This is a genomic window from Streptomyces sp. NPDC033216 (assembly GCF_055577115.1).
The window spans coordinates 658,343-671,790 of record NZ_JBVIQK010000001.1 but is presented as its reverse complement, the minus strand read 5'-3'; the positions used below and the strand labels follow the sequence as shown (position 1 = coordinate 671,790).

12 protein-coding genes are annotated in these 13,448 nt (G+C 71.8%); 5 read left to right on the top strand and 7 right to left on the bottom strand.

The window, feature by feature from the left end:
* Positions 1-65 precede the first annotated feature (65 nt).
* Genes ACZ5Y0_RS02900 through ACZ5Y0_RS02890 form a run of 3 tightly spaced genes read left to right on the top strand, consistent with a single transcriptional unit; the run spans position 66 to position 3,198 of the window.
* Complete coding sequence (locus ACZ5Y0_RS02900; protein ID WP_469126854.1) at positions 66-1,217, top strand: Gfo/Idh/MocA family protein; 1,152 nt, start codon at positions 66-68, stop codon at positions 1,215-1,217.
* Positions 1,214-2,368 (top strand): dihydrodipicolinate synthase family protein, encoded by a 1,155-nt coding sequence (locus ACZ5Y0_RS02895; RefSeq protein ID WP_469126853.1) that lies wholly within the window; start codon positions 1,214-1,216, stop codon positions 2,366-2,368. Before ACZ5Y0_RS02900 ends, ACZ5Y0_RS02895 begins: the two co-directional genes overlap by 4 nt.
* Positions 2,365-3,198, top strand: coding sequence for a sugar phosphate isomerase/epimerase family protein (locus tag ACZ5Y0_RS02890; protein ID WP_469126852.1), 834 nt, complete (start codon positions 2,365-2,367; stop codon positions 3,196-3,198). Before ACZ5Y0_RS02895 ends, ACZ5Y0_RS02890 begins: the two co-directional genes overlap by 4 nt.
* Before the next feature lie 397 nt (positions 3,199-3,595).
* Here the strand turns inward: ACZ5Y0_RS02890 and ACZ5Y0_RS02885 are convergent, their stop codons facing one another.
* Both ACZ5Y0_RS02885 and ACZ5Y0_RS02880 read right to left on the bottom strand, forming a co-directional pair.
* Positions 3,596-3,856: a hypothetical protein gene (locus tag ACZ5Y0_RS02885; protein ID WP_467512729.1), complete on the bottom strand. Its 261-nt coding sequence runs from the start codon at positions 3,854-3,856 to the stop codon at positions 3,596-3,598.
* A complete protein-coding gene (locus ACZ5Y0_RS02880; RefSeq protein WP_469126851.1) occupies positions 3,853-4,167 on the bottom strand; it encodes a hypothetical protein in 315 nt (104 codons plus the stop codon). The genes ACZ5Y0_RS02885 and ACZ5Y0_RS02880 overlap by 4 nt, the downstream gene beginning before the upstream one ends.
* A 157-nt stretch (positions 4,168-4,324) precedes the next feature.
* On the opposite strand from ACZ5Y0_RS02880, the gene ACZ5Y0_RS02875 reads away from it, so the two are divergent.
* The gene (locus tag ACZ5Y0_RS02875; RefSeq protein WP_469126850.1) at positions 4,325-4,606 is read left to right on the top strand and encodes a GntR family transcriptional regulator; all 282 of its coding nucleotides are present in this window, start codon (positions 4,325-4,327) and stop codon (positions 4,604-4,606) included.
* Between the two features lie 78 nt (positions 4,607-4,684).
* Here ACZ5Y0_RS02875 and rbsD read toward each other — a convergent pair whose 3' ends face one another.
* The 5 genes from rbsD to ACZ5Y0_RS02850 all read right to left on the bottom strand — a co-directional run bounded on the left by rbsD (position 4,685) and on the right by ACZ5Y0_RS02850 (position 10,604).
* Positions 4,685-5,074, bottom strand: a complete 390-nt coding sequence (gene rbsD, locus ACZ5Y0_RS02870; RefSeq protein ID WP_469126849.1) for a D-ribose pyranase — start codon at positions 5,072-5,074, stop codon at positions 4,685-4,687.
* Positions 5,071-5,973 carry a ribokinase gene (locus ACZ5Y0_RS02865; RefSeq protein WP_469126848.1) on the bottom strand — a complete coding sequence of 301 codons (903 nt, stop codon included), beginning with the start codon at positions 5,971-5,973 and terminating at the stop codon, positions 5,071-5,073. Before ACZ5Y0_RS02865 ends, rbsD begins: the two co-directional genes overlap by 4 nt.
* A gap of 83 nt (positions 5,974-6,056) precedes the next feature.
* Entirely contained in the window at positions 6,057-8,006 is a 1,950-nt protein-coding gene (locus tag ACZ5Y0_RS02860) for an ABC transporter permease/substrate-binding protein (RefSeq protein WP_469126847.1), read from the bottom strand.
* Complete coding sequence (locus ACZ5Y0_RS02855; protein ID WP_469126846.1) at positions 7,996-9,555, bottom strand: sugar ABC transporter ATP-binding protein; 1,560 nt, start codon at positions 9,553-9,555, stop codon at positions 7,996-7,998. The genes ACZ5Y0_RS02860 and ACZ5Y0_RS02855 overlap by 11 nt, the downstream gene beginning before the upstream one ends.
* Positions 9,552-10,604 carry a LacI family DNA-binding transcriptional regulator gene (locus ACZ5Y0_RS02850; RefSeq protein ID WP_469126845.1) on the bottom strand — a complete coding sequence of 351 codons (1,053 nt, stop codon included), beginning with the start codon at positions 10,602-10,604 and terminating at the stop codon, positions 9,552-9,554. The genes ACZ5Y0_RS02855 and ACZ5Y0_RS02850 overlap by 4 nt, the downstream gene beginning before the upstream one ends.
* A gap of 555 nt (positions 10,605-11,159) precedes the next feature.
* On the opposite strand from ACZ5Y0_RS02850, the gene recD2 reads away from it, so the two are divergent.
* Positions 11,160-13,418, top strand: coding sequence for an SF1B family DNA helicase RecD2 (gene recD2, locus ACZ5Y0_RS02845; RefSeq protein ID WP_469126844.1), 2,259 nt, complete (start codon positions 11,160-11,162; stop codon positions 13,416-13,418).
* Positions 13,419-13,448: the final 30 nt, after the last annotated feature.

Below are 13,448 nucleotides of genomic sequence, written 5' to 3'. Positions count from 1 at the left end.
ACGCGCGCGACGTGGCGGGCCACACCGCCCACGACGCCGCGTACAACGCCTGAGAAGGGATCGACGTGACACGCAAGACGGTGCGTATCGCCATGAACGGCGTGACCGGGCGCATGGGTTACCGCCAGCACCTGGTCCGCTCCATCCTCGCCCTGCGCGAACAGGGCGGCCTCGACCTCGGTGACGGCACCGTGCTGTGGCCGGAGCCGATCCTGGTCGGCCGCCGGGAACACGTCCTGAACGCGCTTGCTGAAAAGCATGGCCTGGAGCACGTCTCGACGGACATCGACGAGGTCCTGGCCGACCCCACCGTCGACATCTACTTCGACGCCCAGGTCACCTCCGCCCGCGAGGAGGCCATCAGGAAGGCGATCGCGGCCGGCAAGCACATCTACACCGAGAAGCCCACGGCCACCGGACTGGAGGGCGCCCTGGCGCTGGCCCGCCTCGCCGACGAGAAAGGCGTCAAGCACGGCGTCGTCCAGGACAAGCTGTTCCTGCCGGGCCTGCTGAAGCTGAAGCGCCTCATCGACGGCGGCTTCTTCGGCCGGATCCTGTCCGTCCGCGGCGAGTTCGGCTACTGGGTGTTCGAGGGGGACTGGCAGGACGCCCAGCGCCCGTCGTGGAACTACCGCGCGGAGGACGGCGGCGGCATCGTCGTCGACATGTTCCCGCACTGGGAGTACGTCCTGCACGAGCTGTTCGGCCGCGTGAGGTCCGTGCAGGCCATCGCCACCACCCACGTGCCGCAGCGGTGGGACGAGAACGGCAAGCCCTACGACGCGACGGCCGACGACGCCGCCTACGGCATCTTCGAACTCGACGGCGGCGCCATCGCGCAGATCAACTCCTCCTGGACGGTCCGCGTCAACCGCGACGAACTGGTGGAGTTCCAGGTCGACGGCACGGAGGGCTCGGCGGTGGCCGGTCTGCGCAACTGCCGCGTCCAACACCGCTCCGCCACGCCCAAGCCGGTGTGGAACCCGGACATCCCGGCGACCGAGGTCTTCCGCGACCAGTGGCAGGAGGTCCCCGACAACGGCGACTTCGACAACGGTTTCAAGGCCCAGTGGGAACTGTTCCTCAGGCACGTCTACGCCGACGCCCCCTACCACTGGGACCTGCTGGCCGGCGCCCGCGGCGTCCAGCTCGCCGAGCTGGGCCTGAAGTCCTCCGCCGAGGGCCGCCGCCTCGACGTCCCGGAGATCGCGCTGTGACCATCCGACTCCCGGAAGCCGGCGCGACCCTGCGGACCTACGAACCCCGCACGGAGCCCCTCGCCGTCACCACCGGAAGCCCCTTCACCTCCCGTACGGTCTTCTCCGCGGCGCACGTCGTCGCGGACCCGTACGCCGACGTGTCCCCCGACTCGCCGGCCGCCGTCGACTGGGACGCCACCCTCGCCTTCCGCCGCCACCTGTGGTCCCACGGGCTCGGTGTCGCCGAGGCGATGGACACCGCCCAGCGCGGCATGGGCCTGGACTGGGCGGGCGCGGCCGAGCTGATCCGCCGCTCGGCGGCCGAGGCGGAAGCGGTGGGCGGCCTGATCGCCTGCGGCGTCGGCACCGACCAGCTCACCGGCCCGGCCTCCCTCGCCGAGGTCCGCGCGGCCTACGAGGAGCAGCTCGCTCTCGTCGAGGCCTCCGGCGCCCAGGCCATCCTCATGGCGTCCCGTGACCTGGCCGCCGCCGCCAGGGGTCCCGAGGACTACCTCGACCTCTACGGCCACCTCCTGCGCCAGTCCGCCGAACCGGTGATCCTGCACTGGCTCGGCCCGATGTTCGACCCGGCGCTGGAGGGCTACTGGGGCTCGTCGGACCTGGACGCGGCGACGGAGGTGTTCCTCCAGGTCATCGCCGCCCACCCGGACAAGGTCGACGGCATCAAGGTCTCCCTGCTGGAGGCCCGGCGCGAGGTCGACCTGCGCCGCCGCCTGCCGGACGGCGTCCGCTGCTACACCGGCGACGACTTCAACTACCCCGAGCTGATCGCGGGCGACGAGAAGGGCTTCAGCCACGCCCTGCTCGGCATCTTCGACCCGCTGGGCCCGCTGGCGGCGGAGGCGGTCCGCGTCCTGGACACGGGCGACGTCACCGGTTTCCGGGAGCTGCTGGACCCCACGGTGGAGCTGTCCCGCCACCTCTTCCAGACCCCGACCCGCTTCTACAAGACGGGCGTGGTCCTCCTGGCCTGGCTGGCCGGCCACCAGTCGCACTTCACGATGGTCGGCGGCCTCCAGTCGGCCCGCTCCCTCCCGCACCTGGCCCGCGCCTACCGACTCGCCGACGGCCTGGGCCTGTTCCCGGACCCGAAGCTGGCCGAGGAACGGATGAAGAACCTGCTCGCCCTGTACGGGGTGGACCAGTGACCGGTCTCGAGCGTTTCAGCATCAACCAGATGACGGTGAAGCAGCTGCCGATGCCCGAACTGGTCGCAGCCTGCCGCGACCTGGGCGTCGGCAACGTCGGCCTGTGGCGCGACCCGGTCCGGACGTACGGCGTGCAGGAGACGGCGAAGCTGGTCCGGGACGCGGGTCTGACGGTGACGACGTTGTGCCGCGGCGGCTTCCTCACCGCCGTCGACCCGGACGAGCGCAAGGCCGCGCTCGCCGACAACCGCCGGGCGGTCGACGAGGCGGCGACCCTGGGCACGGAGGTCCTGGTCCTGGTCTCGGGCGGCCTCCCGCCGGGCTCGAAGGACCTGCACGGCGCCAGGGAACGCATCGCGGACGCGCTGACGGAACTCGGTCCCTACGCCGAGGACCACGGCGTGAAGCTGGCCATCGAGCCCCTCCACCCCATGTACGCATCCGACCGCTGCGTGGTCTCCACGCTCACCCAGGCCCTGGACCTGGCGGAACGCTTCCCCGCCCACCAGGTGGGCGTCACGGTCGACACGTACCACATCTGGTGGGACGACCAGGCCCCCGCCCAGATCGCGCGAGCGGGCGCGTCCGGCCGCATCCACACCTTCCAACTGGCCGACTGGACCACCCCGTTGCCCGAGGGTGTCCTGAACGGCCGCGGCCAGATCGGCGACGGCGCGATCGACATGCGCGTATGGCGGGCCCACGTGGAGGCGGCCGGGTACACCGGCGCCATCGAGGTCGAGCTGTTCAACGACGCGTTGTGGGCGCGCGACGGCCGGGAGGTGCTCGCCGAGACGGCACAGAGGTTCCTGGCGAACGTCTTGCCCTGAGCCGTGGCCGGGAGCCGAAACCCCGAAAGCCGGGAGCGGGAGCCGGGAGCCGGGAGCGAGCACCGGACCGGCTCCCGCTCCAGGGGCGGGGAGGCGCCGTCTGGCCTTCTGCTCCGCCCCCCCCCGGCAGGCCGGCCCGCGGAGACGCGGCCAGCCGGTGCGGCCCGGTGAGGGCGACGGGGCCCGGCCCGTCTCCCAGCGGGGGCGCAGGACCGGACGGCGGGACCCAGGACGTGTCGTACCGAGGCGTCACGGAGGTCATCGACGGCCGGACCGCCGGAGCCTCGCGCCTGGATCGCGGGGAGGAGGACACCCTGGACCCCCTCCCCGACCCCGCGCCGCGTGCCACCTTCCTCGACGTGCACCAGGCGACGTCACGTCCGGCGGCCCCGCTACGTCATCGCTCCCTGTCCGCCGCCATGATGCCGACGCACTCCTCGAGCGCCGCGTGGAGGGACGGGACGAAGGCGGCGAGTTCGGTGTCCGACGACCTGCCTCCCTCCAGGACGGCCCCGACGACCGTCACCAGGACGGCGGCGGCCTTCAGGGCGTGCGCGTCGGCCAGCTCCTCCAACACACCGCCGGGGCGTGCGACCGCGAACGCCTCCTTGCCGGTGGCGGGGTCGACGCCGAGGCTGCGGAACCTCCTCGCGCTCATGCGGCGGCCTGCGCCGGGACGTAGTCCTGACCGAGGGTCGCGAGGACGGCCGCACGGCGCCGCTCCCGCTGGAGGTGCACGCGGTCCCGTTCGTCGCGTTCGCGTTCCCACACGGCGAGGTACGGCCGGACCAGGGGCAGGCCGTCGGCGGGGATCACGTCCGGCGGGCCCGGCCGCGCCCGCCGCGCGTGGGCGGGCCGCTGCGCGCGAACGCGCGGCGAGAGGCTGGGGGGCGGGGGCCCGCCGAGGGCCCGGTGTGTCCCGCGGGGCGGCAGGAAGAGGCTCAGGATCGCGGCCAGTAGGCTGCGCATAGGTCGACTCCTAGTCAGTCGGCTCAGCCCCGGCACGGAAGGTCTCACTCTTCCCGCCGGGGCGTTTTGTTGGCAGTCATAGTATCGCCTTGTATCGACTCGTAGCGATACGTAGCTCAAAGAGTGGGTATTGCTTCACTTGCTTAGCGTCGTCTTCATGAGCCCTGATGCTGAGATCGATCACGGAGCGCCCCTGACCCCGTACCGGCAGCTGGCTGGGATTCTTCGGGCGCAGATCCGTCGCGGCGACTGGCTGCCCGGCCGGATGCTGCCGAGTGAGGCTCAGCTCGTGCAGCGATACGGGATCGCGCGGACGACCGTGCGGCGGGGGCTCGGCCTGCTGGCCGACGAAGGCGTCGTCTACGCCGTTCCGCAGCGGGGATGGTTCGTCTCCGACCCCCTGCCACCCGCCCCCGAGTCGCCCGCGCCTCCCGCCTAGGCGAGGGAACGTTCCCGGGGACGGCGAGGGGCCCGGTCGACGGACCGGGCCCCACGAAGCGTCCACACCCTCACCGGGTCAGAAGAACACCCCGCACCGCAGCAGCACGTTCGCGTAGGGCCGTGCCTCCCCGGTCCGCACCACCAGCCGTGCCCCCGACGACAGCCTCTTCAGCTCCTCGTGCGGGACCAGGTCCAGTTCGGGGAAGCGCGCGTCCAGCAGCCCGGCCGCCGCCGGGTTCGCCTCGCGCACCTCGGAGGCGGCCGTCGCGCCCTCCACGACCAGCTCGGCCAGGAGGCCGTCCAGTACGTCCGCGAACGACGGCACGCCCGCCCGGAAGGCGAGGTCCACGACCCGTGGGCCCTCGGGGATCGGCATCCCCGCGTCGCACACCAGCACCCCGTGCCCGTGCCCCAGCTCGGCCAGCGCGCCCGCGAGATGACGGTTGAGTATCCCGGCCTTCCTCACAGCGCCTCGACCTCCGCCGCCGTGGGGAACGACTCCTGCGCGCCCCGCCGGGTCACGGCCACCGCTCCGACCCGCGCGGCGTACGCCGCGGCTTCCGCGAGCGAGGAGCCCGTGCCCAGCCTCCACGCCAGCGCCGCCGTGAAGGAGTCGCCCGCCCCGGTCGTGTCCACGGCGTCCACCTTCACCGGCGCCACCCGCTCCACGCCCTCCGCCGACGCCACCAGCGCGCCCTCCGGACCCAGCGTCACGACCACCGACTTCGGCCCCTTCGCCAGCAGCACCTGCGCCCAGTCCTCGGGTTTCTCGCTGCCGCCCGCCTCACCGAGGATCACCTTCGCCTCGTGCTCGTTGACGATCAGCGGATCGCAGGCCGTCAGCACCTCGGCCGGCAGCGGGCGCGGCGGTGACGGGTTCAGCACGAAGCGGCTGCCCGGCGCCAGGTTCCGTACGACCTCGACGACCGTCTCCAGCGGGATCTCCAGCTGCGCCGACACCACGCGGGAGGCGTGGAACAGCCCGGCGGCGGCACGCACGTCCTCCGGCGTCAGACGCCCGTTCGCGCCCGGTGACACCACGATGCTGTTGTCCCCCGAGGGGTCCACCGTGATCAGCGCGATCCCGGTCGGCGCCCCGCCCACCAGCACGCCCACGGTGTCGACGCCGGCCGCTCGCTGCGAGTCGAGCAGCAGCCGGCCGTACGCGTCGTCGCCGATCCGGGCCAGCAGCGCCGTACGGGCGCCGAGGCGGGCGGCCGCGACCGCCTGGTTGGCGCCCTTGCCGCCCGGATGGACGGACAGGTCGGATCCGAGGACCGTCTCGCCCGCGGCCGGGCGCCGTTCGACACCGATCACCAGGTCGGCGTTGGCCGACCCTACGACCAGGAGGTCGTAGTCGTACATGAGAACTCCCCTGCGTACGTCGTACGTGACATGAGGCGGACGGTCCCCCGACCGTCCGCCCGTTACGCACGCCTGCCGAAATGTCAGCCGCCGAAGCCGGCCACGTTCTCCTTCGTGACCACCTTCACCGGCACCTTCACCGTCTCCGCGACCTTCTTGCCCTGGAACGCCTTGAGCGCGTTGTCGACGGCGATCCTGCCCAGCTGCGAGGGCTGCTGTGCCACGGACGCGTACAGCGTGCCGTTCTCGACCGCGGTCAGACCGTCCGGCGTGCCGTCGAAGCCGACGACCTGGACGGACTTGCCGGCCTTGGAGCCGAGCGCCTTGATCGCGCCGAGCGCCATCTCGTCGTTGGCGGCGATGACGCCCTGGACGTCCGGGTGGGCCTGGAGAAGGTTCGACATCACGTCGAGGCCCTTGGTGCGGTCGAAGTCGGCCGGCTGCTGGGCCAGCACCTTGATGCCAGGGTAGGCCTTCAGGCCTCGCGCGAAGCCCTCGGCGCGCTCGCGGGCCGCGGAGGTGCCCGCCTGCCCCTGAAGGATCACGATCTTGCCGGTGCCGCCGAGCTTCTCGGCGACCGTCTTGGCCGCGAGTTCACCGCCGGCCACGTTGTCGGAGGCCACGAGGGTGTCCGTGGTCGCCTTGTTGACGCCGCGGTCGACCGCGACGACCGGGATCTTCGCCTTGTCGGCGGCGCGCACGGCCGGACCGGCCGCGTCGGAGTCCACCGGGTTGACGATGATCGAGTCGTAGCCGGAACTGGTGAAGTTCTGCAACTGGTTGGCCTGCTGCGAGGCGTCGTTCTGGGCGTCGGTGACGGTCAGGTCGACGCCCAGCTTCTTCGCCTCGGCCTTCGCGCCCGACTGGATCTGCACGAAGAAGGGGTTGTTGAGGGTGGACAGCGCCAGTCCGACCTTCGGGTTCGACGTCGAGGAGGAACCGTTGTGCAGGAAGGAGGTCGCGCCGACCACCGCCACGGTGACGACCGCCGCGAGCCCGTAGGTCACCGCCTGCCGGCCCTTGCCGCCGCCGGTCCCGGCGGCCACCGGGGTCGCCCCGGCCTTGCGCCGCAGCGTGTCCAGCAGCACGGCCAGCGCGATGACGACGCCGATGACGACCTGCTGCCAGAACGCGGACACCGACAGCAGGTTGAGGCCGTTGCGCAGCACGGCCAGGATCAGCGCGCCGATGAGGGTGCCGGACGCCTTGCCCGTACCGCCCGCCAGGGAGGCGCCGCCGATGACGACGGCGGCGATCGCGTCCAGTTCGTAGCCGTCGGCGGCCTGCGGCTGCGCGGAGGACAGCCGGGACGCGAGCACGATGCCGGCGGCGGCGGCGAACACGCCGGACAGCGCGTAGATGGCGAGCTTCTGCTTCTTCACCCGCAGCCCGGACAGGCGCGCGGCCTCCTCGTTGCCGCCGATGGCGTACATCGAGCGGCCGATGTAGGTGCGGCCCAGGACGAACGCGGCGATCAGCCCCATGACGACCATGACCAGCACGGGCACCGGCAGCCAGCCGCCGAGCGTGTCCCCGAGGTGCGAGACGGAGTCGGGGAAGGCGATCGGGGAGCCCTCGGAGATCACCAGTGACAGACCGCGCGCCACCGACAGCATGGCGAGCGTCGCGATGAACGGCGGCAGCTTGCCGTAGGCGATGAGGAAACCGTTCACCAGACCGGCCGCTACACCGGTGGCGACGGCCAGGACGACAGCGAGGACGACCGGCACGCCGTGCGCCGTGGCGCTCCAGGCCAGGACTGTGGCCGACAGCGCCGCCACCGAGCCGACCGACAGGTCGATGCCCGCCGAGACGATCACGAAGGTGACGCCGAAGGCGAGGATGGCGGTCACGGCCGCCTGGACACCCACGTTGAGCAGGTTGTCCGTCGTCAGGAAGTCGCCCGACAGCGCCGACATGGCGACGACGAGGACGATGAGCGCGGTGAGCGCCCCGTTGTCGAGCAGCAGGCGGCGCACCGCCGCGGCGCCGCCACCGGCGCCCGTCGTGCTCTTGAGCGTTTCAGCGGCCACGGCCGGTCTCCACTTCGGAAGTAGCAGGGGTAGTCGGGGTACTCGGGGTACCGGGGGTGCTGGGCGTACTGACGGCGAGCGCCATGACGGCGTCCTGGGTCGCCCGCTCGGCGGGCAGTTCGCCGGCGATCCGGCCCTGGGCCATCACCAGCACCCGGTCGCTCATGCCGAGCACCTCGGGCAGGTCGCTGGAGATCATCAGGACGGCGGCCCCGGCGGCCGTCAGCTCGTTGATGAGCTGGTAGATCTCGACCTTGGCGCCGACGTCGATACCGCGCGTCGGCTCGTCGAGGATCAGCACCTTGGTGTCCGCCAGGAGCCACTTGCCGATGACGACCTTCTGCTGGTTGCCGCCCGACAGCGTCCGCACCTGCTGGCCGAGCCCGGCCATGCGCACACCGAGCTGTTCGGCGATGCGGCCCGCGGCCACGTGCTGCCCCTTGAGGTCGACGAGCCCGGCGCGGGTGGCCGAACGCAGGGTCACCAGGCCGAGGTTCTCCTCCACCGAGGCGTCCAGCACCAGCCCCTGGCCCTTGCGGTCCTCCGGCACGAGCCCGATCCCCGCGGCCATGGCAGCGGTCACGTCGTGGCGGGGCAGCCGCGCGCCCGCCACCCGCACGGCTCCGTGGTCGTACGGGTCCGCCCCGAAGACGGCCCGTACCACCTCGGTGCGACCCGCGCCGACCAGACCCGCGACACCGACGACCTCGCCGGCCCGCACCTCGAAACTGACGTCGTGGAAGACGCCGTCGCGCGTCAGCCCCTCGACGGACAGCAGGGCGGCGCCGGTCCCGGCGCGCTCACGCGGGTACTGCTGCTCGATGGAACGGCCCACCATCAGCCGTACCAGCTCGTCCTGGGGCGTGGACGCGGGGACCTGCCCGACGCTCCTGCCGTCCCGGATGACCGTGACCCGGTCGCCCAGGGCCGCGATCTCCTCCAGGTGGTGGGTGATGAACACGATGCCCACGCCGTCCTCGCGCAGCCTGCGCACGATCGCGAAAAGCTTCTCCACCTCCTCGGAGGTGAGCACGGCGGTCGGCTCGTCCATGATCAGCACGCGCGCGTCCAGGCTCAACGCCTTGGCGATCTCGACCATCTGAAGACGTGCGATGCCCAGTTCACGCACCCGCGCGCGGGGTGACACCGTGACGCCGACCCGCTCCAGCAGGACGGCGGCCTCGGCCTCCATCCGCTTGCGGTCGATCATCCCGAACCGGCGCGGCTGGCGCCCCAGGAAGATGTTCTCGGCGACCGTCAGGTCGGGGACCAGGTTGAACTCCTGGTAGATGGTGGCGATCCCGAGGCGCTCGGAGTCCTGCGCCCCGTGGATGCGCACCTCCTCGCCGCCGGCCAGGATCCGCCCGGCGTCGGGCGTGTACGCGCCGGAGAGCATCTTGATGAGGGTGCTCTTGCCCGCGCCGTTCTCACCGAGCAGCACATGCACCTCGCCCCGCCGCAGGTCGAAGTCGACGCTGTCGAGCGCGACCACTCCGGGGAAGGTCTTGCGTATGCCTTCGATGCGCAGCAACTCGTCCGCGTTGCTCACGACTGGCTCCTGTTCCTTGCTGAGTTCTCGCCGTTCTCGCCGTTCTCGCCGTTCTCGCCGTTCTCGCCGCACGAGCGGCGTACGACGAGACGGGCGGGGAGGGTGACGGACCGCGGGGTCCGTCCCTCGATCCGGTCGACCAGCGCGCGTACGGCCGCGCGCCCCAGCTCGCCCGTCGGCTGGGCGATGGCGGTGATCGGGGGATCGGTGTGCACGAACCACGGGATGTCGTCGAACGCGGCGAGCGCGATGTCGTCGGGTACACGCAGCCCACGCGCGCGTACGGCGTCCAGCGCGCCCAGCGCCATCAGGTTGTCGGCGGCGAACACGACCTCGGGCGGCTCCGGCAGGTCGAGGAAGCCCTCGGTGACCCGCCGTCCGCTCTCGGCCTGGAAGTCGCCCTGCCCGATGTAGGCGTCCGGAAGATCGATGCCGCAGACGCGGAGGGCGTCCCGGAAGGCCTCGACCCGCTCGCTGCCGGTGGTGGTGGCGGCCGGGCCCGCGATGATCGCGAGCCGGCGGTGTCCCAGCCGGTGCAGATGCGCCACCAGGTCCCGTACGGCGGCCCGTCCGTCCGCCCGGACGACCGGCACGTCCACCCCCGGGATCCACCGGTCGACGAAGACCATCGGGGTGCCCGCGCGCGCGGCGTCCAGGACCAGCGGCGAGCAGCCGTCGGTGGGGGAGACCAGCAGGCCGTCTATCCGGCGGTCCAGCAGGGTCCGCACGTGGTGGTCCTGGAGGTCGGGCCGCTCGTCGGCGTTGCCGATGATGACGCTGTAGCCGAGCGCGCGGGCCTCCTCCTCGACGGAGCGGGCCAGCTCGGTGAAGTAGGGGTTCATCACGTCGCTGATGACCAGGCCGAGAGTGTGCGTCTGGTCGGTGCGCAGCGACCGGGCGACGGCGTTCGGGCGGTAGCCCAGCGCCTCCACGGCGGCCAGCACGCGTGTGCGTGCGTCCTCGCTGACCGACGGATGGTCGTTCAGGACGCGCGACACCGTGGCGACGGAAACGCCCGCCTCGGCAGCGACATCCTTGATGCTCGCCATCGCCGCTCCACCTCCTCGTGGAATCGATTACAACGCCGTCAGGGAGGATTGGAATCGATTACAAGGGGGTTAGGCAAGACCCTCACGAGGCCGAAACCGAACCGTGATGAAACGGGTCCGCGACGGGGATGCGGGGGTGACGCCGTGGCTGAGCCGCGTCACCCGGCGCTGGTGCCACCGCCGACCGGTACGGCCGTCGGCTGACGCCGCAGCCGGCTCGGGGCTCCGCGGGCTGAGGTCCCCGCGGGCTGAGGGTTCCGCGGGCTGGGGCCCCGACCGGGTTGCTCCGCGCCCAGACCCCGGACCCGGGCCCCTGGCCCACGCCCGCCCAGGATCCGACTCCGCCGCTCGAAACGTGCGGGACGCCCCACCCCGTCCGCGTCACCCCGTCCGCGTCACCCCGTGCGGGGCATCCGGTACGTCCGGCGAGTTCGAGGACGAGGCGCCTCCAGGGCCCGACAGCACGGGTCCGGGGCACGACGCCCAGGGGCGGGGCGGCGGTGGGCGAGAGCCGTTCCCGGCTGGACTGTCGGTGCCGGGCGGTACCGTCGGATCATGGACCGACCGGCGGGGAGCGGGGAGCGGCAGCTTGCCGTCCTGGAAGGCGTACTCGAGCGCATCACGTACGCGAACGAGGAGAACGGCTACACGGTCGCGCGCGTCGACACCGGCCGCGGCGGCGGCGACCTCCTGACGGTCGTCGGCGCGCTGCTCGGCGCCCAGGTCGGCGAGTCCCTGCGGATGGAGGGCCGCTGGGGCTCCCACCCGCAGTACGGCAAGCAGTTCACCGTCGAGAACTACACGACCGTACTGCCCGCCACCGTCCAGGGCATCCGCCGTTACCTCGGATCAGGGCTGGTCAAGGGCATCGGTCCGGTCTTCGCCGACCGCATCACCCAGCACTTCGGCATGGACACCCTGAAGATCATCGAGGAGGAGCCCAAGCGCCTCGTCGAGGTGCCCGGCCTCGGCCCCAAGCGCACCAGGAAGATCGCCGACGCCTGGGAGGAGCAGAAGGCGATCAAGGAGGTCATGCTCTTCCTCCAGACCGTCGAGGTGTCGACGTCGATCGCGGTCCGCATCTACAAGAAGTACGGCGACGCCTCGATCTCGGTCGTGAAGAACCAGCCGTACCGCCTGGCGTCCGACGTCTGGGGCATCGGCTTCCTCACCGCCGACAAGATCGCCCAGTCCGTCGGTATCCCGCACGACAGCCCGGAGCGCGTCAAGGCGGGCCTCCAGTACGCCCTTTCCCAGTCCAGCGACCAGGGCCACTGCTACCTCCCCGAGGAGCGCCTGATCGCCGACGCGGTCAAGCTGTTGCAGGTCGACACCGGTCTCGTCATCGAGTGTCTCGCCGAACTCGCGGCGCCGCCGCGGGAGGGCGAGGACCCCGGTGTCGTACGGGAGAAGGTGCCGGGCCCGGACGGCGGCGCGGAACCCGTCACGGCCGTCTATCTCGTGCCCTTCCACCGGGCCGAACTCTCCCTGTCCGCACAGTTGTTGCGCCTGCTGCGCACCGGCGAGGACCGCATGCCGGGCTTCCGTGACGTGGCCTGGGACAAGGCGCTGGCCTGGCTGCGGACGCGTACCGGCGCCGACCTCGCCCCCGAGCAGGAGGCCGCCGTCAAGCTCGCGTTGACCGAGAAGGTCGCCGTCCTCACCGGCGGACCCGGCTGCGGCAAGTCCTTCACGGTGCGCTCGATCGTCGAGCTGGCCCGCGCCAGGAGGGCCAAGGTGGTTCTCGCCGCCCCCACCGGCCGCGCCGCCAAGCGCCTGGCCGAGCTGACCGGCGCCGAGGCATCCACCGTGCACCGCCTCCTGGAACTGAAGCCGGGTGGCGACGCGGCGTACGACCGCGACCGCCCGCTGGACGCCGACCTGGTGGTCGTCGACGAGGCGTCGATGCTGGACCTGCTGCTGGCCAACAAGTTGGTGAAGGCGGTCCCGCCGGGCGCTCATCTCCTCTTCGTCGGTGACGTCGACCAACTCCCCAGCGTGGGTGCCGGCGAGGTGCTGCGCGACCTGCTCGCCGACGGCGGCCCGATCCCCGCCGTGCGCCTCACGCGCGTGTTCCGCCAGGCCCAGCAGTCCGGCGTGGTGACCAACGCCCACCGGATCAACGCCGGGCAACACCCGGTCACCGACGGCATGAAGGACTTCTTCCTCTTCGTCGAGGACGACACGGAGGAGGCGGGGCGGCTCACGGTCGACGTGGCCGCCCGTCGTATTCCGGCCAAGTTCGGCCTCGACCCCCGCCGGGACGTCCAGGTCCTCGCGCCCATGCACCGCGGCCCGGCCGGCGCCGGCGCCCTCAACGGGCTGCTCCAGCAGGCCATCACCCCCGGCCGCCCCGACGTCCCCGAGAAGCGGTTGGGCGGCCGCGTCTTCCGTGTCGGCGACAAGGTCACCCAGATCCGCAACAACTACGACAAGGGGAAGAACGGGGTCTTCAACGGCACCGTGGGCGTGGTCACCTCGCTCGATCCGGTCGACCAGCGCCTCACCGTGCGCACCGACGAGGACGAGGAGGTGCCCTACGAGTTCGACGAACTGGACGAACTGGCCCACGCGTACGCGGTGACGATCCACCGTTCACAGGGAAGTGAATATCCCGCCGTGGTGATCCCCGTCACCACCGGGGCATGGATGATGCTTCAGCGGAACCTCTTGTACACGGCCGTCACCCGCGCCAAGCGACTGGTGGTCCTCGTCGGCTCCCGCAAGGCGATCGGCCAGGCGGTGCGCACGGTGTCGGCGGGCCGCCGCTGCACGGCTCTCGACTTCCGGCTCTCGGGCCAGTCCAAAAAATGATCGATCAAATGAGTCGCGAAGGTCACAGAG

Excerpts from the sequence above, each read along its gene's own strand:
- ACZ5Y0_RS02885 (WP_467512729.1), bottom strand. The coding sequence starts at position 3,856 with ATGAGCGCGAGGAGGTTCCGCAGCCTCGGCGTCGACCCCGCCACCGGC.
- ACZ5Y0_RS02875 (WP_469126850.1), top strand. The coding sequence starts at position 4,325 with ATGAGCCCTGATGCTGAGATCGATCACGGAGCGCCCCTGACCCCGTAC.
- ACZ5Y0_RS02880 (WP_469126851.1), bottom strand. The coding sequence starts at position 4,167 with ATGCGCAGCCTACTGGCCGCGATCCTGAGCCTCTTCCTGCCGCCCCGC.
- ACZ5Y0_RS02850 (WP_469126845.1), bottom strand. The coding sequence starts at position 10,604 with ATGGCGAGCATCAAGGATGTCGCTGCCGAGGCGGGCGTTTCCGTCGCC.
- recD2 (WP_469126844.1), top strand. The coding sequence starts at position 11,160 with ATGGACCGACCGGCGGGGAGCGGGGAGCGGCAGCTTGCCGTCCTGGAA.
- ACZ5Y0_RS02865 (WP_469126848.1), bottom strand. The coding sequence starts at position 5,973 with ATGTACGACTACGACCTCCTGGTCGTAGGGTCGGCCAACGCCGACCTG.